Below are 23,668 nucleotides of genomic sequence, written 5' to 3'. Positions count from 1 at the left end.
AAGGCAACCCGCGGCCACTCCCGTCAGTCCGTGGCACGATGGCGTCATGACCTCCGAGCAGCCCGACGCCGTCGACCCCACCCGGATCGTGCCGCCCGGCTTCGTCTTCCCGGGCACCGAGCAACTCCACCCGCGCGAGGTGTTCGCCGGTCCCGGATACCAGGCCCCGCGGCAGCGCACCGACCCGACCGCCGTCGGCGCCCTGGCATGCGCGATCCTCAGCCCCATCCCCGGCCTGGGCCTGGTCGCCCTCATCCTGGGCTGCGTCGCATTGCGACGCCTGCGCTCCAGTTACGACACGGGCCACGGACAGGCCTGGTTCGCGATCGTCGTCGGCGCCGCCGTCACCGTCGGCTGGCTATGGCTGTGGTGGCTGATCACGCAGACCACTTGAGCGCCGCTTACCCGGCCGGGCCGTGTCCCGCGGACAGTCCGGGGCATCCTCACCGCCGGGTGGGGCGGCCCACCCGGACGCGCTGCGCCCCACACTCACGAAACCCCGTATGGTAATCGCGTGAAGCCCTTCATCATGGTCTCGACGCGTCCTGAGTTGGAAGCCGCGCAAAACGAGTACGACTCCTTCCTCGCCCAGGGCGGGCTGCAGCCGGAGTACCTCCAGCACATCCTGCTGGAGGAGATTGACCTGTCCGGCTCCTTCGACGCCACGGACGTCTCCGGCGTGTTCATCGGCGGCAGTCCCTACGACACCTCGACGCCGGAATCGGCCAAGACCCGCACCCAGTTGCGCGTGGAGGAGCAGGTGCGCGAGCTGCTGGCCCGCGCCCTGAAGGAGGGCGTGCCCGTGCTGGCCACCGGCTTCGGACTGGAGGTGCTGGCCGGATACCTGGGCACCCCCACCTCCCGCGAGTTCGGTGAGGCGCTCGGCACCGCGGACGTGTACCTGACCGCCGCGGGCCGCGAGGACCCGCTGCTGGCGGGGATGCCGCAGACCTTCAGCGCCTTCGTCGGCCACCACGAGGGCGCGGTCGACGTGCCGGCGCACGCCACCCTGCTGGCCAGTTCGGCGGACTGCCCGGTGCAGATGATCCGAGTCGGCAAGAGCGTCTACGGCACCCAGTTCAATCCGGAGCTCGACGCCGAGCGCTTCGCCCAGCGCGTCTCCGTCTACTCCGACGCCGGCTACGGAGACCCGGGGCTGGTGGACAACATCCTGGCGGAGGCCCGCAGCTCGCAGGAGCACGTGGCCGGCCAGGTCATCCGCAACTTCGTGAGCCATTTCGCCCGCGAGGAGTAAGCAACCCCAACCATTCAGACTCAAGGATCGGTCGTGACCACCCGTGACGCAGTCAGCACTCGAAACCGTCGCTGAGGTAATGGCCGGCCGCCGTACGCTCGCCGTCACCGGCGCCGGCATCTCCACCGACTCCGGCATACCCGACTACCGGGGCGTGGGCACCACTCCCGTGGAGCCGGTGGACTTCCAGCAATTCGTCGCCGACCCGGTGTGGTACCGGTGGGTGTGGGCCCGCAACCACGCCACCTGGCGGCTGTTGGAGCCGCTGACGCCGACGCCGGGGCATGTGGCGCTGGCCCGGCTGGAGGAGGCAGGTCTGCTGACCGGCGTGGCCACGCAGAACGTCGACCGGCTGCACTCACGCGCCGGGCAGCGCACCGTGTGGGAGCTACACGGCGCCTACGACCGGGTCGTGTGCCTGAGCTGCGGGCGCATGATCTCCCGCGCGGACCTGGACACGCGCCTGACCGCATTGAACCCCGACTACCCGCGCGAGACCGACCCGGCCCGCGTGGCCATAACCCCGGAGGCCGACCGGACCGCCGCCGAGGCGTGCGACTTCAAGGCGGTGCGCTGCGAGGAGTACGGCGGCCTGCTCAAGCCGGACATCGTCTTCTTCGGTGAGAGTCTGCCGGCCGCCATGGACGAGGCGATGCAGGCGGCCCGGCACTGCGACGTCGTGCTGGTGGCGGGCTCGAGCCTGGCGGTGCTCACGGGCTTGTGGATCGTGCAGCAGGCGCTGGCCGGCGGCGCCGAACTGGTGGTCATCAACCGCGGCCCGACGGCGGCTGACGGGCTGGCATCGGTGCGCGTGGAGGGCGGTGTCAGCGAGTTCCTCACTCCGCTGGCCGATCGGCTCATCGGCTGAACCGAGCCGCCCGGGGCGCGCGGATGCGCCCCGCATGCGTGCCGCCCGCCGGCCTGACGCACAGGCCCGCGGGCGGCAACACTTCACACCGGGTTGGCTGATCGGCTCGGTCGGCCTCAGCTGTCCAGGTCGGCGTACTCGGCCGGGACGTCGGCGATCGCCTCGGCGATGGGGGTTTCGCCGTCGCGGAAGGGGATCACCTTCCCGACGGTGGCGGGCTCGGCGAGCACCGCGGCGAGTACCGCGGCCACATTCGCCCGCGAGGTCGGCGCCTGCGACCCGCCGTCGAAGCGGCCGACGTCGATGCGGCCGGTCGGCTCGTCCAGGGTCAGCAGGCCGGGGCCGAGGATCGTCCACTCCAGCCCGGAGGCGACCAGGTGGCGGTCGGCGGCCAGCTTGGCCATGGCGTAGGTGCGCAGCGGGTGGTCGGCCGGTACCGGATCCTGACCGTGGGAGCCGGCGAAGGAGACCATGACGTAGCGAGGCACGGAGGCGGCCTTCGCGGCCTCCATGGAGCGGATGGCGGCCTCGCGGTCGATGGCCTCGGTGCGCTCGGGGCCGCCCTTGCCGCCGGCGCCGGCGGACCAGACCACGGCGTCGGCCCCGTCGAAGGCCGCGGCGAGTTCCTGCTGGCTGGCGTCCTCGACGGACACGACCAGGGGGGTGGCCCCGGTGGCGGCTACGTCGTCCGCCTGCGCGGGGTCGCGGATGAGGGAGACGACGTCGTCGCCGCGCTCCACCAGGAGCGGGGCGAGCAGGAGGGCGACCTTGCCGTGGCCGCCGATAATGACGATGCGGGACATGATTGAACCTTCTTCCGTGCTCGAAGGCGGGTGATGCCTCCTCGCACTCGGGAATCCGTGAGCGTCCACCCACGGGTATCGCTTCATCCTGTCACCGCGCCACAGCCGGTGTCCACGTCTCGGAACACCCGCGAGCGCCGGTTACGCCCCGGCCGAACGGAGCCCCTCAGCGGGAATAGCGCGCCACGAAGTTGGACAGCACCTTCCAGGAGTCGGACACGTCCTGGCGGCGCACGTCCTCCTGGACCTCGGACAGGTGATCGTCGTCGAAGTAGCCGTGGCCGGCGTAGAAGGACAGGCGGTGAGCCAGGTAGTTGCCGTCCAGCTCGGGGTGGAACTGGGTGGCGTACAGGTTGGTGCGCATCCGCAGCAGCTGCACGGGGCAGGACGCCGAGCCGGCCAGCACGACCCCGTCGGCGGGCGGAACGGTGACGGCATCGGTGTGGGCCACGAAGGCGGGGAAGGCCGCCGGAACACCCTCCAGCAGGGGGTCCTCGCTCCCGGCCTCGGTCAGTTCCACCTGCGGGTAGGAGACCTCCTCCTTGTAGGTGCCGTCCACGACGCCACCCTCGTGGCGGGTGAGCAGGCCCAGCCCGTAGCAGGCGCCCAGGAAGGGGAAGTCCGCGTCCAGGAGACGGGTGACCAGGTCGTCCAACTCGGCCTCGACGCGCAGTTGCACCGGGCTCTTGCGCTCCTGCGGGGTGGAGACGTTGAAGGGGGAGCCGCCGACGATGATGCCGGACCAGTCCGCCAGGTCGATCTCCGGCATGGGTTCGGCCTCGAGGCGGTGGCGGATCAGGGAGGACTCGTCGAGTCCGGTGCGCAGCAGGAAGGCCTCGTATTCGGCGTCGGCCGGCTCGTCGTCGGCCCGGGCGGCCAGCATGAGGAAGGGTTTCACAGAGCAGAGACTATTTCCTGCCATGGGGCTGTTCACCCATTTGTCTCACGTATCACTACTGTCGTTTACAGACAGGTCAGCAGCTTCTCCGCCGCGGCGAGGACGACGTCGGGGGCGGGTGCCTGTTGGAAGGCGGCGCTAGCGCTCGGCGCGGCGCGACGTCCCGGGGTGCGACGCGCCGTGTCGACGGTGGCGTCGATGTAGGCCAGCCCGGCCACGCGCACGCCACGTGAGGCCAGGGCCATGGCCTCGGCGACCATGTCATTGACGACGACGTCGGCGCCCAGTGCCGCCAGCACTCCCGCCTCGGTGGGGCTCGGACGCACCGGGCCGGGGGTGAGGGCGACGAGGCCGGGGGCGCGCACGCCGTCGAGCTCGGCGACGGCGGCCGTCAATTCCGCGTCCCAGGCCGCGTCCAGCGGGGCGGTGGCGGGGAAGAGCGGGGAGCCGGTCAGGTTCAGGTGGTCGCCGACGGCGAGGAAGTCGCCCGGGGCGGAGCCGCCGAGGCTCGCCGCGCGGGCGACCAGCAGGGCGGCGCGCACGCCGGCGCCGGGGGCGATGCGGGCCAGCCCGGTGGTGCGGCGGGCGGGCTTGCCCTCGAAAAGACTGGTGTGGCCGCGGGCCACCAGCACGCCGCGACCGTCGCGGTCGTAGGAGAACAGGGCGTCCTCCTGGCCGGGGCCGGTGGGGGCGGAGACACCGGGCAGGAAGGACAACCGCACGCGGGAGTTCGGGCGCCCCCAGGTCTCGTCAAGTTCGGTGAGCAGCGAGGGCTCGGCAACTACCAGCAGGTCGTGGCGCTGCCGACCGGTGGCCAGGACGATCGAGGCGCCATCGGGGTCTTCGTCCCATACTCCGGCTGCGGGCTGTGTGGCCACGGGTGCTCCCTCTTGCTTGTCGCGTTCGTCGTGCTCGTCCAACTGGAGAGCCTACCCGGCCCACCTGGCATCGGACTCCGCCCCGAGGACGAAAGCGTGCCACAGGTGTGCCGGGCGAACCGGGCGTTCGCCGCTACATGGTGCGTTCGTAATAAAAGCGCGAGCCGTACAGGGCGATGATGTTGACCCACAAGGCGATGATGGCGGCCGTGCCCAGCTCCAGCTCAACACCGAATAATGCGACGATCACCGCGCCCAGGACCACGAACCAGGCCACCCTTCCGGTCAGCGCCCACGCAGACTTCCAGATGAGCTCGTCGCGCTCGTCCTGGGTGCCGTCGAGCGCGCGTGAGTAGGAGCTGCCGCCACGCCGCCGCACCCACCAGCCGATCAGCCAGAAGGCGCAGATCGCCATAGTCACACCGGTTACGTAACCGCTCAGGGAGTCCGCCTCACGGTGCTTGGGATCGCGCAGCCAAGCGAACGTGAGGATTATCAGCAGAACGGCGGAGCAGGCCATGGCGAGCATCCGCACCTTAGGTCGACGGGCCGCCTTGGCCGACTGCGGGTTACTCGCCGCGGGGGTGCGTGCGTCATCGCCTTCTGGCGCATTGCGGTCGTCGGGGGTGTCGGCGGCGGGGGTGCTGGCGTCGTCGGGTAGGTCAGGCATGGAAGATCTCCTCGACTGTTTTGTCGAAGTAGCGGGCGATGGCAATGGCCAGCGGCAGGGATGGGTCGTAGCGGCCCTTCTCAATGGAGTTGATGGACTGGCGGGACACGCCGACGGCCTCGCCCAGCTGCGCCTGGGTGAGACCCTTGGCCTCACGCAGGGCGCGCACGTCGTTCTCCATCGTTAACTCCTCTTTAGCTCCAGCACGATGGTAGCGAAGAGCCCGGTGGTGGACGGCATCGCGCACGACGGGACTCACCGTGGTCCGGGATCGCGGCCGGCCGCCGCGGGAGCGGTCGACCCTACCGCGGCAAAGCCGGTTCACGCCTTCCCTTTTCCGGCCGCCCGGCCCCGGGCGGCAATGACTGTCGCATTGCCGGCGACGCTGGCAAGAAGCACCACGATTGCCGCGGCCCCGAGCACCAACCCCCCGGCATCCGACTCAATCCTCTGAGCCACCACGCTCAGGCCCATGCCAATCGGGAGCAGGGATGTCCATAGACCAACCATCGCGGGGCTCTCCATGGACAACGGTGCACCGCCCGCACCGTGCCGCACCCGGCGGCGGACAAGCCCATAGGCCGCTGCCACCGCCGCACTACCTGCGACCAGTCCGAAGAAGATCCCGAGCAAGGAGGAGCGAGAAGCGGGGAAAGCGCCGGCAATGACGACGCCCACCAGGAACACCGCGGCGAAGATCACTGCCATACGGGTCCTCATCGTTTGCAAAGTCAACCTGTTCATGCGGGTCTCCGTTCGGATCGGTTTTCATACGTTTGGGCCTGACATCACGCTCGCGCGGTCAAAGTCGACACCCAATGTCCGGCACCCTTGACATGACTAGCATGCTTTACATCCGCGGTCGCGTCAAGTTTGCTTACCTCCCATGCCGTACCGGTTCGCCGTGCCCGAGTCGCCGCCGGCATACCCGCGCCCGAGGCGGTTGCCGGCATCCCCTCGCCCGGAGGCGGGGCCGCCTGCTACGCCACTTCAGCGTCTGCAACGCCACTTCGGGGTTAACAACGCCTGTTAACGGTTTGCTGAAGGCTCCTGGGGTATACAGCAGACCGTTAAGTAGCGTTGTTAACGTCCGACCGGCGTAGTAGACGGCGGGCGCCGCCACATCTGGACGCCCCGGGTGCATCCCGCCCCAGTACCCGCCATCCCGTGGGCGGTGGGTAGGCGGGCCGAGCGTGAGGGCATGTGGGTAACGCGGTGCGGGCATGATGGGCGGGTGAAGCAGACCGCGGACCCCGTCGCCCGACTCCTGGCCGACCCGCCGGACCTGCCCGTCGTCGCCGCCATGCCCGGGCTCCGCGCACTCCTGCTGGGGGAGCGCCCCGGCACCGACGCCGCCTCTGACGCCGACGTCGCACAGGCCACCGCCAACGTCTCCCCCGGCGAACCCCCACACGCGCCGACTGTTGTGGTCACCGCCCCGCCGGGAACCGGCAAGACCACACTGGTGCCGCTGCTGGTCGCCGACGTCCTCGCCCATCCTGACGCCGCCCCCTCCCCCGGGCGCGTGATCGTCACCCAACCGCGGCGCGTGGCCGCCCGGGCCGCCGCCCGCCGCCTCGCATCACTGTTGGGCGAAGAGGTCGGCGAGACGGTCGGCTACGCGGTGCGCGGGGAGCACCGGAGCTCGGCCCGTACCCGCATCGAGGTGGTCACCGCCGGATTGCTGCTGCGCCGCCTGCAGGGCGACCCGGAGCTGCCCGGTGTGGCCGCGGTGGTCCTGGACGAGGTGCACGAGCGCTCCCTGGAGTCGGACCTGCTGCTGGCGCTCCTGCTGGACGCGCGCGCCGCCCTGCGGGAGGACCTGGCGGTGGTCGCCATGTCCGCCACTCCCGACCTGACGCGCCTGCCCGGCCTGCTCGGCGGCGCCACCACTCCGGCACCGGTGGTTGAGGTGCCCGGTGTGCTGTACCCGCTCGAGGAGATCTGGGCGCCACCGCCGTCGGGCACCTCCCGGCTCGGCCCGCGCGGGGTGCCGCGCCAGTTCCTCGTGCACGTGGCCGCCACGGCGATGCGCGCACTGACCGAGCGAGAGGGGGACGTGCTGGTCTTTCTGCCCGGCGCGCGGGAGGTCGACGACGTCGTCGCCCGGCTGCGCGAGGCCGTCCAGGGCGGCGGGCCCGGGCCCGGGGCCGGGAGCTCGGCGGCCGCCGTTCAGGTGCTGCCGCTGCACGGGCGTCTACCCGGTCCGGCGCAGGACGCCGCACTGACGCCGTCGGCCGGTGCGCGGCGGGTGATCGTGTCCACCGACGTGGCCGAGTCCTCCCTGACGGTGCCGGGCGTACGCATCGTCGTGGACGCCACCCTCGCCCGGGAGCCGCGCCTGGACGTGGCGCGCGGCATGTCCGGGCTGGTGACGGTCGGCGAGTCCCGGGCGGCCGGGACCCAGCGGGCCGGGCGGGCGGCGCGCACCGGGCCGGGCGTCGTCTACCGCTGTTGCACGCAGGTGGACTGGGCGCGGGCCGCGCTGGCACCGACCCCGGAGATCCTCATCGCGGACCTGACCCGCACCGCGTTGGAGTTGGCCGCCTGGGGCGTGCCCGGGGGCGAAGGCCTGGCTTGGATCGACCCGCCGCCCGGCCCCGCGCTGGCGGCCGCCACCGACTCGCTTGAACGCCTGGGTCTGCTCGACGGCGACGCCGTTACCGGGCTGGGCCGCGCCGTGGCCGCCGTCCCCGCCGAAGTGCGTCCGGCCCGCGCCCTGCTGGCGGCCACCGAGGTGATCGGCCTGCGCCGTGCCGCCGAGGCGACCGCGCTGCTGACCGCCGACCTGCGTGCGCCCCAGGCCGACCTGGCCGCGCTGGCGCGCAGCGTCCGCCGTGGCCCGCAGGAGCGGGCCTGGCGGGTTGAGGCCCGGCGTCTGGAGCAGGCTGCACGTCGGCACCCGGCCGGGAGACACGCCGCCCCGCCTGCCACCGCCACCCAGCCCGGCGCCGACCGCAGCGGGGCCGGCACGAAGCCGGCCGACGACCCCGCCACCGGCTTAGGCGGCTTGGTCGGTCCGAGTGCGGCTGACGCCGTCGGGCTGGTTGCGGCATTGGCCCACCCGGAGTGGATCGCCCGCCGTCGCGGCCCCGTGCCCGGCGCGGGACGTCCGGCCAGCTACGCCAGCGTCGGCGGGACCGGGCTGCGACTGCCCGCGGACTCACCGTTGGCCGCGGCGGAGTGGCTGGCGGTGTCCGACGTAGACCGCGCCCCGGGAACCGCCGAGGCGACGATCCGGGCGGCCGCACCGATCGACGAAGCGCTCGCGCTGGCGGTGGCCGACGCCTGGCTGACCGAGGACGCGCACACCCGCTGGGACGGAGACCGGCTGCGGGCGGAACGGGTGCGCCGTCTGGGCGCGATTCAGCTGGCATCCGTTTCCGATGGGGCACCGACACCGGCGCAGGTGGCGGACGCCGTCGTCGAACGGTGCCGCGGCGAAGGGCTCGGAGTGCTGCCCTGGCGTGGTGCCGCCGAGCTGCGGGCGCGGTTGGCGCTACTGCACCGGACACTGGGCGAGCCCTGGCCCGCCGTCGACGACGCCGCGCTCCTGCGGCGCGCCGACGAGTGGCTGATTCCGGCCGTAAAGGCGCTGGCAGCCAGGTCCGGCGGACGCTTCGACCTGAGTCGACTGGAAATGACGGCGTGCCTGCGCGCCCTGCTGCCCTGGCCGGCGGCGACGCGACTGGACGAGTTGGTGCCGGAGCGGCTGCAGGTGCCGTCGGGCTCGCACGTGCGCGTGGACTATGTGGGTGAGCGGGGCGAGACGCTGGAACGTCCGGTGCTGGCGGTGCGGGTGCAGGAGTGCTTCGGCTGGGCGGACACCCCGCGGATCGTCGACGGGCGCGTGAGCGTGGTCATTCATCTGCTGTCGCCGGCGCGGCGGCCGGTGGCGATCACCGATGACCTGCGCTCCTTCTGGCAGCAGGGCTACCCACAGGTGCGGGCCGAGTTGCGCGGGCGCTACCCCAAGCACGCGTGGCCGGAGGACCCGTGGACGGCGCCGGCCATCCGCGGCACCGGGCGACGCCCGAACTAGCGGCGTCCCTTCGTTTCTGGACCTGCCCTTGTCACCAAATGCACCACTTTCCGAGCGCCGACCGCCGTCAAGTGACGACTAACCGCGTGTCGCCGCGAGCGAGTCGGCAGATGCGCCAACGGCTGGGCGTAAAGCGGTGCATTTCATGACACCGTCTAGAAGCGGCTGGCGTCCAGGCGGCTGAAGCGCCAACCGGTTGGGTTGCGCGCGGTGCTGGCGGCGGGATCCGGGACGACGTACCCGACGATTTGCAGATTCCAGGTGCCGCGCGTGCCCCAAACCGTTGCGTTGATGCGGGAGCGGCCGCGCACCACGGGGAAGCCGTCGATGGTGTCGGGCTCGGCGGAGACGAGCTGCGAGGAGTGGTAGGTCAGGGTTCCATCGCGGATGTCGGACAACCACTCGACCTTGGGCTGGGGGTAGCCGGTCATATGGGTCAGGACGCAGTCCTCGGTGAGCAGGGCGTCGATGGCGGCCGTGTCCGCCGCAACCATCGCATCGCAGAGTAGGCGGTACAGCCGGATCGACGCGTCTTCGGAGTCGGCCGGGTGCACGGGCGGATTCGTCGCAGGCATAGTCCGGACTTTATGGCTTGACGACGACGCCGAACCAGGACGTGGCAGGACACCCGAGGTTGTGCGGACAACGGTCGGCGTGGGCGAGGTCGGCCCTCGCGAGTCCGCTCCCGGGCGTGCGTCTGGTACACCGCGGCTCGTACACGAGTTCCCCGCAAAGACACGAGTCTTGGAGGTTGGTGGGTGCAGGGCACGTGCAAAGCTCCGAAACTCGTGTTCCTGACGCAAACGCGTGTGCGTGGCTCCAGGGCACTAGCGGTCACGCCGCCCACCGCGCGGGCCCAGGCCCGCACCCGGGCGACGCTCGTTCCGCTGTACCCACTGGGACCCCACGGCGGGGAAGCGCTACATGGAAGAATCCCCGGACTCCGACTTCTCGTCTGGATTCCGGGGATCGGCTTGGCGGTAGCGCTGGGATTCGAACCCAGGGTGGCTATGAACCACACAGACTTTCGAGATCTGCACCTTCGGCCGCTCGGACACGCTACCTAGCAGATGGACAGGTTACACGCCGTGCCGCTCGATGCCCAGTCCCCGCGGCCTGCGAGGTCGCTCACGGCGGCGCGGAGGCGCTCACCTACTCCGACTGGCCGGGCCGCCGGATAGCGAAGAACTCCCGCAGTAGCGCCTGCGCCTCCTGCTCACGCAGTCCCGCCACCACCTCCACCTGGTGGTTGGTGCGCGGATCGCGCAGGACATCGCGCACGCTTCCGCACGCCCCGGTCTTCGGCTCCCAGGCCCCCAGCACCACCCGCTCCAGGCGGGCCAACTGCGCGGCCCCCGCACACATGGTGCACGGCTCAAGGGTCACCACCAGAGTGCAGCCGTCCAGGTGAGATTGTCCCAGCGCCGCGCCCGCCGCCCGCAGGGCCCGGATCTCGGCATGCGCCGTCGGATCATGCTCCGCCTCTCGCGCGTTGGCGGCCTCGGCAATTACCGTGCCCTCCCCGGACAGGACGACGGCGCCCACCGGCACCTCCCCGGACGCGCCCGCATGCCGCGCGAGTTCTAGTGCGCGGCACATGGCGGCGTCGTAGCGCTCGCGGAGCAGACCGGAAAGACTCACGCACCCACCCTGCCACAGTTCACCCACCCACCCCACAGTCGGACCAAAGTCCTACCCGACGGCCCGAAAACACCGCAACATCGGGCGGCTTGCGAGGCGCGGAAGGGAAATGTGGGAAGAATCTCGCCGACACCCGTTTATCCCCGACCTCATGCGGCCGTCAAGTCCCCCCGCCACCCGCATTTCGACCGCTTTCGCTTGCCAATCCGCGAGATCCCTGAAAGATTCACAATCCTGTAAACGCCACCACGGCCTTTTGCACGCGGCCACATGTGCGCCCATGCATCACCAGTGCATCCCCAATGCATCGAGGAGTGCCAGTGCCTGATTCACTCAGCAATCAGACGACACCAGCAACATCCGAAGCCCCTGAACAACGCCGTCTGAACACGGTGGTCTTCGCCGTCTCGGCGGCCATTATCGCCTCCATCACCGGCGCCGCCATCGTCGCTCCGGAGACGGTCTCCGCCGCCTTCAATGCCGCCGTGTCCTGGGCAGGACGCTGGTTCGGCTCCTTCTACATCCTGCTGGTGACAGTTGCGCTGGTGTTCGTGATCGTCCTGGCGCTGTCGAAGTTCGGGAAGATCCGCCTGGGGCCGGACAACTCCACCCCGGACTTCTCCACCTTCTCCTGGGCCGCCATGCTCTTCGCCGCGGGTGTGGGGACGGGAATCATGTTCTACGCGGTCGCGGAGCCGGTGGCCCAGTACATGAGTCCGCCGACCGGTGACGCCCAGACCGTCGAGGCGGCGCGCAACGGCATCGTGCTGACCCTGCTCCACTACGGCATCAGCGGCTGGGGCCTGTACTCGATCCTCGGTATGGCACTGGGCTACTTCGCCTACCGGAGGCACCAGCCGCTGGCCGTCCGTTCCACCCTGCGGCCGCTGCTCGGCGACCGCGTGGACGGCCTGCTCGGCGACGTCGTCGACGCCGCCGCCCTGGTGGGTGGGGCAGTCGGCATCTCCGCCTCGCTCGGTGTGGGCGTCGTCCAGTTGAACGTCGCCCTCACCATCCTGTTCGGCCTCCCGCAGGGGACCGCCACCCAGATCGGCCTGATCGCACTGAGCGTCATCATGGCCACCGTCTCCGCCGTTTCCGGTGTGGACCGGGGCGTGCGCGTGCTGTCCAATATCAACGTGCTGCTCGCAGTCGGACTGGCCCTGTGGGTGCTGCTGACCGGAAACACCGCCTTCCTGATCGACGCCCTGGTCGGCAATATCGGCGACTTCGTGACCCACTTCCCCGGCCTGACCCTGGAGACCTACGCCTACGACCGTCCCACCGAGTGGCTCAACAGCTGGACACTGTTCTTCTGGGCCTGGTGGATCACCTGGGCCGCCTTCGTCGGCATGTTCCTGGCGCGCATCTCGCGTGGCCGTACCGTGCGCGAGTTCGTGGTCGGCTCCCTGGTGCTGCCCTTCTCCTACGTCACCATGTGGGTGTCGATCTTCGGCAACAGCGCCTTGGACCTGATCCGCTCGGGCAACCTCGACTTCGCCGAGCTGACAGTGGAGCAGCCGGAACAGGGGCTGTACACGCTGCTCGGCTACCTGCCAGGCGGGAAGTTCCTGATCGCCCTGTCCCTGTTCATCGGCATCCTGTTCTACGTCACCAGCGCAGACTCCGGTGCCCTGGTCATGGCCAACCTGTCCAGCCGCGCCCTGCCGACCTACCACGGCGACCCGCAGGACGCCCCCGCCTGGCTGCGCATCTTCTGGGCCGCCCTGACCGGGGTGCTCACCATCGCCATGCTCGTGGCCGGCGGCATCCCCATTCTGCAGCAGGCCACCATCGTCATGGCTCTGCCGTTCTCCTTCGTGATCATCGCCGTCATGGCGGGGCTGTGGCGCGCCATGCGCACCGAGGCCACCCGCGAGCAGGCCCGCGGCATCGCCAACCGCAACCGGCTGCTGGGGGCCACGGGCACCGCCGCCGGCATGAACCGGATCCCCTGGCGCGACCGGCTGTCGCACACCTTCGACGTCGTCTCCCCGGCCCGCGCCCAGCGCGCCATGTCCAACCGCGTCGTGCCGGCCCTGGAGGCGGTCGCCGACGAGCTGCGCAAGGAGGATATGGTGGCCGAGGTCGTCGTCGCCGGCCCCGAGGCGCAGGATCCCGACGACGAGCGCAACTTCCTGGGCTCCGCCACCCTCGTGGTCACGCCCCCGCCCACGCTGGTGCAGGCGGCCGAGACGCAGGGCGAGCGTCGCACCGGCTCCCACTTCCGGTACGCGGTGCGCATGGTGCAGGCACCGGTGCCGGCCTTCGGCGTGGTGGTCCACGAGGCCGACGACCTCACCGTCCGCCTGGAGGTGCGTCCCCGCGGCGGCGGTCAGGGCTACGACGTGATGGACTGGTCGCGCGAGCAGGTCGCCCACGATGTCCTGGACCACTACGAGCGCTGGCTGGAGTACCTGGGCGCCGCCGAGACCGTCTGAGACCGAAGCCAAGGCTGCGCCATGGCCGGCACCGTATCCGAACCGCCTCCCATGGAGGCGGAGCTACTGCGCGCATCCGAGGAGCGCTCCGGGGAGTAGTCGTCTGGGATATCTCCCGTTTCCGTACCTACTTCGGTGCTTTCAACAACGTCCTCGACCACGCTGTAATTACCAGCATCATCGACCGTCAGTTGGATGAAGTGCCGGTCACTCCAAACACCGGGCGCCTCAGGATCATCCGCTCCCTCATAGGTGAAGGTTGTGGATACATTCACCTCCGCCAGGACCGTACCATCGTCTTGAGCCGCCGCCTGAAGCAGAGTCACCTCGCTGGCCGCGGAGGTGACCGGAGTTCCGTCATCACTCATCCCGTCTCGCACTTCAATTATGCTGGACTGCACGGATGTCAAAACAGAGCCCGTCGGGGCCTCCGGATCTGTCCACATATCGTCCAAACCATCCTGGTACTCCTCGATTGCTGCAACAATCGCGTCCGCATCCACAGCAGACTGGGGCGCCGCTGATTGATGCAGCTGAGGAACCACCGCCAGCGCAAAGGCAATTATCGCGACCACGCCTAGTACACGCGCTGCCGCCTTCCCTGTTGGACTCATCTTCGACCTCCAAGGGGGAATATCGCAGCGGCCTGCGTAACAGAGTCTCTCCGGATGAGAGGACTACTCGCTACCACTTCGTGGGATACATCATATCATGCGAATATGGCGCGGCTTCCGAACGGTCTCTTAATTCGCTCACGAGACGTCGAGCTGACACTAATACTACACATAGATTTCATCCTCTAACGCGTTCGTGTCCAGTGTTATGAGGCTGCTGGTGTTCAGACGGGACCACACTCCGCCGCCCGGCTCCGGCCTATTCCACCCTCAGCTCGTTTTGGGCGTCGTAGGCTTGGCCCATGCGCCTGCACGTTGCCGACCACCCGCTCATTGACCACAAGCTCTCCGTCCTGCGCGACGAGAAGACCCCCTCGGCCGTCTTCCGTCAACTCGTTGACGAGCTGGTCACCCTTCTCGCCTACGAGGCCACGCGCGACGTGCGCACCGAGAAGATCCGCATCCAGACGCCGGTAGCCGCCACGACCGGCCGGCACCTGGCCGAGCCGCGGCCGATCGTGGTGCCGATCCTGCGCGCCGGCCTGGGGATGCTCGAGGGCATGACCCGGCTGCTGCCCACCGCCGAGGTCGGCTTCCTGGGCATGAAGCGCAACGAGGACACCCTGGAGGTAGAGACCTACGCCAATCGGCTGCCGGATGACCTGTCCGGCCGCCAGTGCTTCGTCGTCGACCCCATGCTCGCCACCGGCCACACCCTCGTGGCCGCCATCAACTATCTGCTGGAGCGCGGCGCCCGCGACGTGACCGCCATCTGCCTGATCGCCGCCCCGGAGGGGCTGGCGACCCTGGAGGCAGCCGTCGGCGACCGCGCCGACGTCACCGTCGTCACCGCCGCCCGCGACGAGCGCCTGAACGAGCACGCCTACATCGTGCCCGGCCTGGGTGACGCCGGCGACCGCCTGTACGGCATCGTGGACTGAACGGGCCGCCCCGCCCACCCCTTGCGGGCGTGGAGCGGAGCGACCCGGCAGCGGTCGCGTCGGCGCGGAGGCGTCAGAAGGCGGGGATGACGGACTCGTCGGTCCAGGTCTCCTCGATGTAGGTACGCAGTTCGTCGGAGTTCAGCAGTTCGGCGAGCTCGACCAGGTACTCGTTGTCCTTGTCGGCGGTGCGCACGACCAGCTGGTTGGCGTACGGGGAGCCCTCACCCTGCTCCAGGACGAGCGCGTCCTCGCTGGGCTTGAGATTGGCGTCGAGCGCGTAGTTGCCGTTGATGACGGCCAGCTCGGCGTCGGCCATCGACGCGGCCACCTGGGCGCCGTCGACCGTCACCAGATCGAAGTTCTTCGGGTTGTCGGTCACGTCCAGGGTGGTGGGGATCTCGACGTCGGGGGCGAGCGTGATCAGCCCGGCGGTCTCGAGCAGCTGCAGCCCGCGGGCAGTGTTGGCGGGGTCGTTGTTGAGCAGGATGGTTCCGCCTTCGGCGGCCTCGTCGACCGAGCTGTAGCCCTTGTCCGTGTAGATGCCCATGGGCTCGATGTGGACGTCGGCGATGGCGACGAAGTCGTAGCCCTTCTCCTCGATCTGCTGCTCCAGGAAATTCGGCGTCTGATAGAAGTTCGCCGCCAGGGAGCCGTCGTCCAGGGAGGTGTTGGGCGTCTGGTAGTCGTCGATCTCGACGATGTCGAGGTTGAGCCCGGCGTCGGCGGCCAGGTTGTCCTGCACCCACTGGAGGATGGTGACGTGCGGCTGCGGGGTGGCGCCGATGGTGATGGTGGCCGTGTCGCCGTCGACTTTGATGCCGTCGACGGCGGCCGTGGTGCCGGATCCGTCGGTGGAGGTGTCACTGGAGGAGCCGCCGCAGGCGGCCAGGGTGAGGGCGACGGCGGAGGCGAAGCCACCGGCCAGGACGCTGCGGCGGGTGATGGTGGAGGTCATGATGCGATTCCTTGTCCGTGAAGGTGCCTGCAGGTGTCTGCAAGGCTTGCGGTTGGTTGGGTACGTGGGTGCCGGCGGACGGCTCGTGCCGCCGCGGGACCGGCCCGGGATGGGGCAGCCGAGCCGTTGGGGCCATGGGGGCTCCGGGGACTCCGGCTGGTCGAGGCTCAGCGGTGGTCGACCAGCCGGCTGAGCATGTCGCCACACACCTGGATGACGGCGACGATGAGCACGATCAGCACGACGACGATCACCATGACGTCGGGGTCGTTCTGCCGGTAGCCGTGCTGGATGGCCAGGTCGCCCAGGCCACCGCCTCCCACCGTGCCGGCCATGGCGGTGTAGCCGAGCAGAGTGATCAGGGTGACCGTGGCGGACTGGATGAGCGTGGGCATGGCCTCGCGCACCAGCACGCCCCAGGTGATCTGGCGGCCGGAGGCGCCCATCATCAGGGCGGCTTCGACCTTGCCGTGGTCGACGTCGTTGATGGCGGTCTCCACCAGGCGGGCGTAGAAGGGGATGGCGCCGATGGTCAGGGGCACGCAGGCGGCACCCCAGCCCAGAGAGGTGCCCACGAGCGCGCGGGTGAAGGGGATGAGCGCCACCATCAGGATGATGAACGGCATGGAACGGCCGATGTTGACGATCTGGGAGAGCACCTCGTAGACGGCCCGGTTGGCGTGCTGGCCTCGCTTGCCGGTGGTGACCAGCGCCAGTCCCAGCAGCAGGCCGATGACGATCGTCAGGGCGCCGGATACGCCCAGCATCTGGAAGGTCTCCAGCGTGGCCGGGCCGAGCTTGCGCTGGATGGCGGGGTTGTTGAACCAGGTGTCGTCGCCGCTTGAGGCCAGGGCGAGGACGCCGGCGCGGGCGGTCGCGGAGAGAGTCCCGGCGGCAGCGATCAGGCTGTTCATGCGCGCACCTCCGCGGTGACGCCCGCCTCACGCAGGGCGGTTAGCACGCCCGGCGCCTGGTCGGCGGGGATGGTGAGCGCCAGGCGGCCGACCTGGGCGGTGCCGAGGGTCTCGAACAGACCGCCGGCGACGTCGGCGCCCCGCTCGGCGGCGAGCGAGAGCACCTGCGCGGCGGCGGGCTGGCCGGGGTGGGAGGTGAGCGCGACGTCGATGACCACAGCGCCGTCGGCGAGCTCCCCGTCGGGGATCTCCGGGGTGGGGACGAGTTCGTGGGAGAGCCGGGAGTCGACGTCGGAGACGACCCTCTCAATCGGCCCGGACTCGACGACGCGACCGGCCTGAAGCAGGCTCACGGAGTCGCAGATCTGCCGCACCACGCTCATCTCGTGGGTGATGATCACGACGGTGACGCCGAGGCGGTCGCGCACGTCCCGGATCAGGCCCAGGATCTGGCGGGTCGTCTCCGGGTCCAGGGCGCTGGTGGGCTCGTCGCACAGCAGCACGGAGGGCTGGTCCGCGAGCGCGCGGGCGATGCCGACGCGTTGCTGCTGGCCGCCGGAGAGCTGGGAGGGGTAGGAGGAGCCGCGGTCGGCCAGACCCACCAGGTCGAGCATGCGGGCTACGGTGTCGTGGCGCTGCCCCTTGGGCACGCCGGCCAGTGCCAGCGGGTAGGCGACGTTCTGGGCGGTGGTGCGCGAGTCGAGCAGGTTGGCGTGCTGGAAGACCATGCCGATGGCGCGGCGGGCCTCGCGCAGGTCGCGGGCGGACAGGTCGGTCATGTTCTTGCCGGCGACGCGCACCTCCCCGAAGGTGGGGCGCTCCAGGCTGGTCAGGCAGCGCACCAGCGTGGACTTGCCGGCGCCGGAGGTTCCGACGATGCCGTGGATGGAGCCGGCATGCACGTCCAGGTTCACCCCATCGAGGGCGCGCACCGTGTTCCCGCCCGGGAGCTTGTACACCTTGTGCACGTCGCGCAGGGAGATCATGGGTTCCGCGGGCGCTGCCTGTACGGCGCCGGCTGGCGACTGCGCGCCGTCGGCCCCCACCGAAGCGGGTGGCGCGGATGCGGGTGATTGCGTCACGTGGTCCTCCATCGGTCCTGGCGGTAGCACCCTCACCGCGAACGGGGGTTGCTGCAACGTCGATGAGCCAGGTCTCTCGGTTGCTCTGGATGGTCGGTGCCTACGTTAGGCGGCGGGCGGGGCCCGGAGCAAGCCGACGGTCGAAAACGACGCGCGCATCACTGCGCGAACACGAGTTTGTGCCATGAACACGAGTCTTGGAGGTTTGCAGGTGCAGGACACGTGCAAACCTCCAAAACTCGTGTATCCGAGAAGAACTCGTGTGCCACCGATCGTCGCCGTCCGTGACAGGATGCAGCCATGGCATCCACAACGACGCCGGACCCGCTCGGCCACCCATCACCTGCCGGAGCCGCGTCGGCTCCGGAACCGTTGCCGGAGACGGTGCCCGACATCCTGGGCGAGCCGTGGGTCGCGCGCACCATTCCCGTCACCGACTCCCCCGCCGCCCCGGGCGCGGACCACGCCGTGCTCGTCCACCAACGCGAGGCCGTGCCGGCTCCGGGCCCCGACGGGCGGCCGGGCGCACCCCGGCATGAGCGCGCAGTGCTGTACCTGCACGGTCGCAACGACTATTTCTTCCAAACCTGGCTGGCCGACGCGTTTTTTGACGCCGGATACGAGTTCTACGCATTGGACCTGCGCGCCTGCGGTCGGGCGGGCGTGGGCTACTGGTCCCCGCACGACGTGCGCGACCTGCGCGTGCATGACGAGGAGATCGCCGAGGCCCTGCGGATCATCCGCAGCGAGCACGGGCACTCCACGGTGGTGCTCAATGGGCATTCCACCGGCGGGCTGCAAGCCGTCATCTGGGCCGGAGACCACCCCGGGTCGGTCGAGGCGGTCACGCTGAACTCCCCGTGGCTGCAGCTGAACTCCTCCGGCCTGGTGCGCTCCTACGGCTCGGCCCTCGTCGATCTGCTCTCGCGCCGCGACCCCGACCGCATCATCGACAACCCCGCGGAGCTCAAGGCGCTCGAACCGGCCGGAGCCGCCCCATCCGAGTCGTACACCGAGGGCGCACCGGCGGCCTCTCCACAACAGGCCGGCACCGACGCCGCCACCACCGTCCCCGTGGATACGGATCCGGGCCCCATCGAGGTGGACATCTACGCCCGCACCCTGCACCGCCGCTGGGGCGGGGAGTGGGACTGGGACCTGTCACTGAAGCCCTCGCCGTCGTTCCCGGTGCGGGCGGGATTCCTGGCCGGTATCCGCCGCCTGCAGCGGGAAGTGCACCACGGGCTCGGTATCGACGTGCCGGTGCTGGTGTGCTGCTCGACGGCGTCGGGCGGCCCGGGTATTTCGCGCCAGGAGGCGCTGCGGTGCGACACGGTGCTGTCGGTGGAGCAGATCGTGGAGCGGTCGCGGTTCCTGGGCGAGGACGTCACCGTGGTGCAGATCCCCGGCGGCGTGCACGACCTGGTGTTGTCACCCTCCCCCGTGCGCGAGGAGTACCTGTCCACGCTCACCGGCTGGCTGTCCGAGCGGCTGGGCTGAGCGCCCGGCCGGCCAGCGCACAGCGGGGCCGCTCACCGTGCCCCGGCCGCTCCCACCAGCTCCGCGAGTGCGGGGGCCAGGGCATCGCTGACGCGTTCGACGACGGCGAGGGTGTCGACGAAGTCGGCCATGGTGCCGTACCAGGGGTCGGGCACGTCCAGGTTTGCCGCGTGTTCGGGTGCGCCGGGCGTGCCTGCCGCCGCCGTCGGGTCGTACTCGCGGAACATGCGGATGCGTGCGGGATCGACGCCGAGGCGCTCGCTGCGGCGCCTCAAGACACGCCGGTGGGCGCTGGTCATGGCCAGTATGAGGTCGGCCCGGCGCAGTTCGGCGTCGGCGATGCGGTGGGCGGCGTGCTCGGCGATTGCGGCCGCGGTGGCGCGCGCGGCCGGATCGGCGCCGACGCCGTAGCCACTTTCGGTCAGGATGCGTCGGGCGCGGGGGTCCATGGGGTTACCGGACTCCTCGTCGGAGACGCCCGCAGAGGTGACGACGACGCTGCCGGGCCCGCCGGTGGGGACGTCGGCCGCGAGCAGCCGGTCTAGGAGCACGACCTCGGCCATGGCGGAGCGGCAGATATTGCCGGTACACACCATCACCACTTGGTAGGCGGCAGCCGGATCGCGCGGCACAGGCAGACGTCGTACGGCGTCAGCCGGCCAAGCAACCGCGACCGGGACGTCAGTCGGGTTGGGGGCCGCTGAGGTGTCGATCGCGTTGGGCTTTGCAGAGCCGAGTTGTGCAGTCATGGCAGGAGCCTGGCTGAGTCGGCGCGGTGTTTCAAGGTCAGATGTTGCGCTGCAAAACACAAAGCCGAGGGACTAGTCATCGACATGCCGATGGCTCTGAGCAGGCCCGGAAGAGTCTCTGACCACCAGACTGCCGTGAATCGTCTGGTGCTCGGGCAGAGTAAAGGCCTCATCCGGACTTCGGTTCGCCGCGATGGCGTCGACCAACCTGTCGGCCGCCAAACGTCCTTTAGTACGGATGGACTGCCGCACTGTGGTCAGGCTCGGACGCGCCCACCGCGCCTCGGAAATGTCGTCAAAGCCCGTGACCGAAACCTCTCCCGGCACATCCACACCGTGCTCGTTCAAGGCGTCCAACGCGCCGAGAGCGATTACATCAGAGAAGCAAAGGAACGCTGACGGGCGGTCCCCAGACTCCCAGATCCTACGTACCCATTGGCTGCCTGCCTCGCGCGTGCAGGGCAGCTCCGTCACGCGCAACCTCACATCGCTCGTAAGCCCACGATCTTCGATCGCGTCACGGACACCCTCGTACCGCCGCAGCAGCGTTCCATGCCAACCACTAGGGCCGGCATCCTGCCCAGACTCGAAGGCGAGTACCTGAATATCGCGGTGCCCAAGGTCAAGTAAGTGCCGGGTAACCTCCCCCGTTGCCTCGACCTCATCGAGCCCGACCGCGGGCACCTCAGCCAACGGGTCACCGTCTATGACAACAAACGGCATTTGTTGCCGTTGGATGGCCCTGATCTCGCTCCTGTCGCGCTCGATACCGACCACGAGAAAGCCATCGACCACGGACACCGGGACGGACTCGGCCAAAGAGCCCTTCAACGGCGGGATCAGCAGGAGGAACATCCCCTCACGAGTACAGACCTGGCCGATGCCTGCGATGAGTTCGGCGTAGTACGGATTCGCGAAAATGTCATCGATGGGCTGCGGCAGCAATAGGCCCATGTTTCTCGTGGTGCGGGTCCTGAGCATCCGCGCCGCCGGATCTCTCACATATCCGAGTTCTTCGGCCGCCTTATATATCTGCTCAACCGTGCTACGAGCCAGACGACCTGGATTGTTATATGCGAAGGAGACCGCCGACGTCGAAACACCGGCCCGCTCGGCGACGTCCTTCATCGTCGCCCGCGGAGCACGCGGCGTCACCGTACCTCCTCAACGAGCCTGACAGACCTTCCGGGAACCACCAACCAGTCACCGACAGCCGTCGGTGGTTTTGCGAAACGACCGCCAACGAGCGTCATCAAGTCCCGCCCGTGCGGCGGGACCAAGTCGGCGGGAACCACCGTCGCCGCCGAGTTTCGATTGATGAGTGTAGTAGTAGTCCCATTCATTGTGTTGTTCCTTAACGCAATGACGTCACCGACGGCATAGGGGATCTCGAGGCGTCCGCGCCCCAACGACATCGAGTCCCGTCGCGCTCCCGTAAAGGACTTGAAGACAGCCAACAACTCATGGTTCCAATCGTTCCGATCCCATGACATACAACCACGGCAGCCCGGATCATTGTCCCCACGCATGCCGACCTCATCTCCGTAGTAGATCATCGGCGCACCCGGGAACGCAAACATCAGGGCAAGCGCCTCACACACCGCTGCCACATCGTCGCCGCACTCCTGGAACAGACGCGGAGTGTCGTGGCTGCCCAACAAGTTCATCATTGCCGGCGCGGCGTGCCACGGGATCGCATCTTGAAGCGTCAACGCGGCGCGCGCCGTGGTCGACGCATCCGCCTTCCGCGTGGCCGCGTAAGCCAGGGCCAGATCACGCAACCCATAATTCATTGTCCCGTCGAAAGTGTCACCGTGAAGCCAGCGCGTTGGAGACTGCCACTCCTCACCGATCAGGCAGGCATCCGGAAAACGCTCCTTCACGACGCTCCGGAACCGCTTCCAAAATACATCATTAATGAAATACGGAACATCTAGTCGCCACCCATCAATACCGCGCTCGAGCCAATGCAGGGCCGCCCGGAAGTGGTGCTCTCGTACCTCCGGATTGTAAACATTCCACTTCGGAAGATAGGCGCACCCAGAGCACGTCTCATAGTTTGGCGCCGGATCGGACACGACAGGAAAGTCTTCGACCAAAAACCAATTGACGTACCTAGACTTGGCGCCCTTATCAAGCACATCCTCGAAGTACGGGTGATGCCAGCCGCAGTGGTTAAACACGCCGTCGAGCACTACCCGCATACCTCTACGATGCACCGCATCGAGAAGTTCATCGAAAGCCATGTCCCCGCCCAGAACGGGATCGATCGCGAAGTAGTCCTCACCGTCGTACCGATGGTTTGTCCCAGCAGTAAACACCGGGGTCAGATACAAGGCATTCGCGCCCAGCGACTGAATGTGATCCAAGTGCTGCGTAATGCCTTGAAGGTCTCCGCCGAAGAAGTTCTCACGAGTAGGCACACCGCCCCACGGCTCGACATAAGCCGGATCATTGCTAGGGTCGCCGTTGCAGAAGCGTTCCGGGAACACCTGATAGAAGACCGCGGACTCAAGCCACCGCGGTACCGACACCGGAGCATCGAGCCGAGCCCCTGCAGCTACTGCCGCATATTCCACTTCATAACCTTTCGTCGTCACTGCTTGACCCCACCCGAGGTCAACCCTCTGATAAGAGACCGCTGGAAGAACAGGAACATTATGATGGTCGGGACCGTCGCCATCAATGTGCCCGCCATCAGCAGGTGCCATGATGTGCCGTAGCGCCCCTGGAATGCCGTGAGACCGACTTGGATAGTACGCATCTCATCGCCGTTCGTGACCAGCAGCGGCCATAGAAAGTCGTTCCAGGCGAACAGCGTTGCAAATATGGTCAACGTGGCCAGAGCGGGACGCGCCAGCGGCAGGACTATCTTCACGAACACCTGAACCCTGTTACAGCCATCAATCCGCGCAGCGTCTTCCAACTCCATGGGTATCGTGGAGAAGTACTGTCGGAGCAATACAATCCCGAATACATCAGCCAGGCGCGGGACGATCAACGCAGAATATGTGTCGATCCACCCCAGGGTTACGATGATTGAGAAGGCTGGAATGATGGTAACAAAGGTTGGCACCATCATCGTGGACAGCAGAACGAAGAACAGCAGTTTCTTGCCTGGGAAGTTCAGTCTAGCGAACGCATAGGCCGCCAGCGAGTCCAGGACCAGATGTCCAATGACAATGCCGAGAGTCATTAGGATCGAGTTGAGGTAATACCGTCCGAAGGGCGCCGCCTGCCAAGCGCGTACGTAGTTCTCCCAGTGCCACTCTGTCGGAAGCACCGTCGTGAACACTTCTGACCGCTTCTTCACGGACGTCAATAACATCCAGAGGAATGGCGCCACCACCGTGAACGATCCTGCAACAAGCAGAACGTGGCGCACGCATCGTGTTACCCGTGTCTCATTCATGG

General features: G+C 68.5%; 23 protein-coding genes, 1 tRNA gene and 1 riboswitch. Of the genes, 7 read left to right on the top strand and 17 right to left on the bottom strand.

Going from position 1 to position 23,668, the window contains the following annotated elements:
* Nucleotides 1-46 precede the first annotated feature (46 nt).
* From ACGLYG10_RS06860 to ACGLYG10_RS06850, 3 genes are all read left to right on the top strand, one after another.
* The gene (locus ACGLYG10_RS06860) at nt 47-394 is read left to right on the top strand and encodes a DUF4190 domain-containing protein (protein ID WP_073329545.1); all 348 of its coding nucleotides are present in this window, start codon (nt 47-49) and stop codon (nt 392-394) included.
* A gap of 120 nt (nt 395-514) precedes the next feature.
* Nucleotides 515-1,255 (top strand): glutamine amidotransferase-related protein, encoded by a 741-nt coding sequence (locus ACGLYG10_RS06855; protein ID WP_073329542.1) that lies wholly within the window; start codon nt 515-517, stop codon nt 1,253-1,255.
* A gap of 79 nt (nt 1,256-1,334) precedes the next feature.
* Nucleotides 1,335-2,123, top strand: coding sequence for a Sir2 family NAD-dependent protein deacetylase (locus ACGLYG10_RS06850; RefSeq protein WP_073330439.1), 789 nt, complete (start codon nt 1,335-1,337; stop codon nt 2,121-2,123).
* A gap of 116 nt (nt 2,124-2,239) precedes the next feature.
* Here ACGLYG10_RS06850 and ACGLYG10_RS06845 read toward each other — a convergent pair whose 3' ends face one another.
* The 6 genes from ACGLYG10_RS06845 to ACGLYG10_RS06820 form a co-directional block, all read right to left on the bottom strand.
* Complete coding sequence (locus tag ACGLYG10_RS06845) at nt 2,240-2,926, bottom strand: NAD(P)H-binding protein (protein WP_073329539.1); 687 nt, start codon at nt 2,924-2,926, stop codon at nt 2,240-2,242.
* Between the two features lie 166 nt (nt 2,927-3,092).
* Nucleotides 3,093-3,824, bottom strand: a complete 732-nt coding sequence (locus ACGLYG10_RS06840) for a glutamine amidotransferase (RefSeq protein ID WP_073329536.1) — start codon at nt 3,822-3,824, stop codon at nt 3,093-3,095.
* A 65-nt stretch (nt 3,825-3,889) separates the two neighbouring features.
* Entirely contained in the window at nt 3,890-4,702 is an 813-nt protein-coding gene (locus ACGLYG10_RS06835; protein ID WP_073330437.1) for a phosphorylase family protein, read from the bottom strand.
* Nucleotides 4,703-4,835: 133 nt separating this feature from the next.
* Nucleotides 4,836-5,372, bottom strand: a complete 537-nt coding sequence (locus tag ACGLYG10_RS06830) for a hypothetical protein (RefSeq protein ID WP_073329533.1) — start codon at nt 5,370-5,372, stop codon at nt 4,836-4,838.
* Nucleotides 5,365-5,553, bottom strand: a complete 189-nt coding sequence (locus tag ACGLYG10_RS06825) for a helix-turn-helix transcriptional regulator (RefSeq protein WP_073329530.1) — start codon at nt 5,551-5,553, stop codon at nt 5,365-5,367. Before ACGLYG10_RS06825 ends, ACGLYG10_RS06830 begins: the two co-directional genes overlap by 8 nt.
* Nucleotides 5,554-5,693: 140 nt before the next feature.
* Nucleotides 5,694-6,080: a hypothetical protein gene (locus tag ACGLYG10_RS06820; RefSeq protein ID WP_139240885.1), complete on the bottom strand. Its 387-nt coding sequence runs from the start codon at nt 6,078-6,080 to the stop codon at nt 5,694-5,696.
* Between the two features lie 526 nt (nt 6,081-6,606).
* Between ACGLYG10_RS06820 and hrpB the strand changes: the two genes are divergently transcribed.
* On the top strand, nt 6,607-9,414 hold the full coding sequence (gene hrpB, locus ACGLYG10_RS06815) for an ATP-dependent helicase HrpB (RefSeq protein ID WP_244542610.1): 2,808 nt from the start codon (nt 6,607-6,609) through the stop codon (nt 9,412-9,414).
* A gap of 155 nt (nt 9,415-9,569) precedes the next feature.
* Here the strand turns inward: hrpB and ACGLYG10_RS06810 are convergent, their stop codons facing one another.
* The 3 genes from ACGLYG10_RS06810 to ACGLYG10_RS06805 all read right to left on the bottom strand — a co-directional run bounded on the left by ACGLYG10_RS06810 (nt 9,570) and on the right by ACGLYG10_RS06805 (nt 11,013).
* Nucleotides 9,570-9,989 carry a nuclear transport factor 2 family protein gene (locus ACGLYG10_RS06810; RefSeq protein WP_073329522.1) on the bottom strand — a complete coding sequence of 140 codons (420 nt, stop codon included), beginning with the start codon at nt 9,987-9,989 and terminating at the stop codon, nt 9,570-9,572.
* 400 nt (nt 9,990-10,389) lie between these two features.
* Nucleotides 10,390-10,478, bottom strand: a tRNA-Ser gene (locus ACGLYG10_RS16190).
* Between the two features lie 88 nt (nt 10,479-10,566).
* Nucleotides 10,567-11,013 (bottom strand): nucleoside deaminase, encoded by a 447-nt coding sequence (locus ACGLYG10_RS06805; protein WP_073330435.1) that lies wholly within the window; start codon nt 11,011-11,013, stop codon nt 10,567-10,569.
* A gap of 344 nt (nt 11,014-11,357) precedes the next feature.
* Between ACGLYG10_RS06805 and betT the strand changes: the two genes are divergently transcribed.
* Nucleotides 11,358-13,496 carry a choline BCCT transporter BetT gene (gene betT, locus ACGLYG10_RS06800; RefSeq protein ID WP_073329519.1) on the top strand — a complete coding sequence of 713 codons (2,139 nt, stop codon included), beginning with the start codon at nt 11,358-11,360 and terminating at the stop codon, nt 13,494-13,496.
* Here betT and ACGLYG10_RS06795 read toward each other — a convergent pair.
* Nucleotides 13,451-14,110 carry a hypothetical protein gene (locus tag ACGLYG10_RS06795; protein WP_139240884.1) on the bottom strand — a complete coding sequence of 220 codons (660 nt, stop codon included), beginning with the start codon at nt 14,108-14,110 and terminating at the stop codon, nt 13,451-13,453. The genes betT and ACGLYG10_RS06795 overlap by 46 nt on opposite strands.
* A 302-nt stretch (nt 14,111-14,412) precedes the next feature.
* Here ACGLYG10_RS06795 and upp point away from each other — a divergent pair, with 302 nt between their 5' ends.
* Entirely contained in the window at nt 14,413-15,051 is a 639-nt protein-coding gene (upp, locus tag ACGLYG10_RS06790) for a uracil phosphoribosyltransferase (protein WP_073329509.1), read from the top strand.
* A gap of 73 nt (nt 15,052-15,124) precedes the next feature.
* Here upp and ACGLYG10_RS06785 read toward each other — a convergent pair whose 3' ends face one another.
* From ACGLYG10_RS06785 to ACGLYG10_RS06775, 3 genes are all read right to left on the bottom strand, one after another.
* The gene (locus tag ACGLYG10_RS06785; protein WP_073329506.1) at nt 15,125-16,009 is read right to left on the bottom strand and encodes a MetQ/NlpA family ABC transporter substrate-binding protein; all 885 of its coding nucleotides are present in this window, start codon (nt 16,007-16,009) and stop codon (nt 15,125-15,127) included.
* Between the two features lie 167 nt (nt 16,010-16,176).
* Nucleotides 16,177-16,923 (bottom strand): methionine ABC transporter permease, encoded by a 747-nt coding sequence (locus tag ACGLYG10_RS06780; protein WP_073329503.1) that lies wholly within the window; start codon nt 16,921-16,923, stop codon nt 16,177-16,179.
* The gene (locus ACGLYG10_RS06775; RefSeq protein WP_073329500.1) at nt 16,920-18,017 is read right to left on the bottom strand and encodes a methionine ABC transporter ATP-binding protein; all 1,098 of its coding nucleotides are present in this window, start codon (nt 18,015-18,017) and stop codon (nt 16,920-16,922) included. Before ACGLYG10_RS06775 ends, ACGLYG10_RS06780 begins: the two co-directional genes overlap by 4 nt.
* A riboswitch (SAM riboswitch) is annotated at nt 18,011-18,101 on the bottom strand. Its footprint overlaps the gene before it by 7 nt.
* A 204-nt stretch (nt 18,102-18,305) precedes the next feature.
* Between ACGLYG10_RS06775 and ACGLYG10_RS06770 the strand changes: the two genes are divergently transcribed.
* Nucleotides 18,306-19,505 (top strand): alpha/beta hydrolase, encoded by a 1,200-nt coding sequence (locus ACGLYG10_RS06770; protein ID WP_083565705.1) that lies wholly within the window; start codon nt 18,306-18,308, stop codon nt 19,503-19,505.
* Nucleotides 19,506-19,537: 32 nt separating this feature from the next.
* Here ACGLYG10_RS06770 and ACGLYG10_RS06765 read toward each other — a convergent pair whose 3' ends face one another.
* The 4 genes from ACGLYG10_RS06765 to ACGLYG10_RS06750 all read right to left on the bottom strand — a co-directional run bounded on the left by ACGLYG10_RS06765 (nt 19,538) and on the right by ACGLYG10_RS06750 (nt 23,666).
* The gene (locus ACGLYG10_RS06765) at nt 19,538-20,101 is read right to left on the bottom strand and encodes an arsenate reductase/protein-tyrosine-phosphatase family protein (RefSeq protein ID WP_083565786.1); all 564 of its coding nucleotides are present in this window, start codon (nt 20,099-20,101) and stop codon (nt 19,538-19,540) included.
* A 225-nt stretch (nt 20,102-20,326) separates the two neighbouring features.
* A complete protein-coding gene (locus ACGLYG10_RS06760; protein WP_073329494.1) occupies nt 20,327-21,382 on the bottom strand; it encodes a LacI family DNA-binding transcriptional regulator in 1,056 nt (351 codons plus the stop codon).
* A gap of 23 nt (nt 21,383-21,405) precedes the next feature.
* Nucleotides 21,406-22,854, bottom strand: a complete 1,449-nt coding sequence (locus ACGLYG10_RS06755; RefSeq protein WP_170866477.1) for a glycoside hydrolase family 13 protein — start codon at nt 22,852-22,854, stop codon at nt 21,406-21,408.
* Nucleotides 22,851-23,666 (bottom strand): carbohydrate ABC transporter permease, encoded by an 816-nt coding sequence (locus tag ACGLYG10_RS06750; RefSeq protein WP_073329489.1) that lies wholly within the window; start codon nt 23,664-23,666, stop codon nt 22,851-22,853. Before ACGLYG10_RS06750 ends, ACGLYG10_RS06755 begins: the two co-directional genes overlap by 4 nt.
* Nucleotides 23,667-23,668: the final 2 nt, after the last annotated feature.

The organism is Actinomyces glycerinitolerans, assembly GCF_900098745.1.
Taxonomy (GTDB): domain Bacteria; phylum Actinomycetota; class Actinomycetes; order Actinomycetales; family Actinomycetaceae; genus Actinomyces; species Actinomyces glycerinitolerans.
Note: the sequence above shows the minus strand (reverse complement) of the source record. Positions and strands in the feature narration are given on the sequence as shown.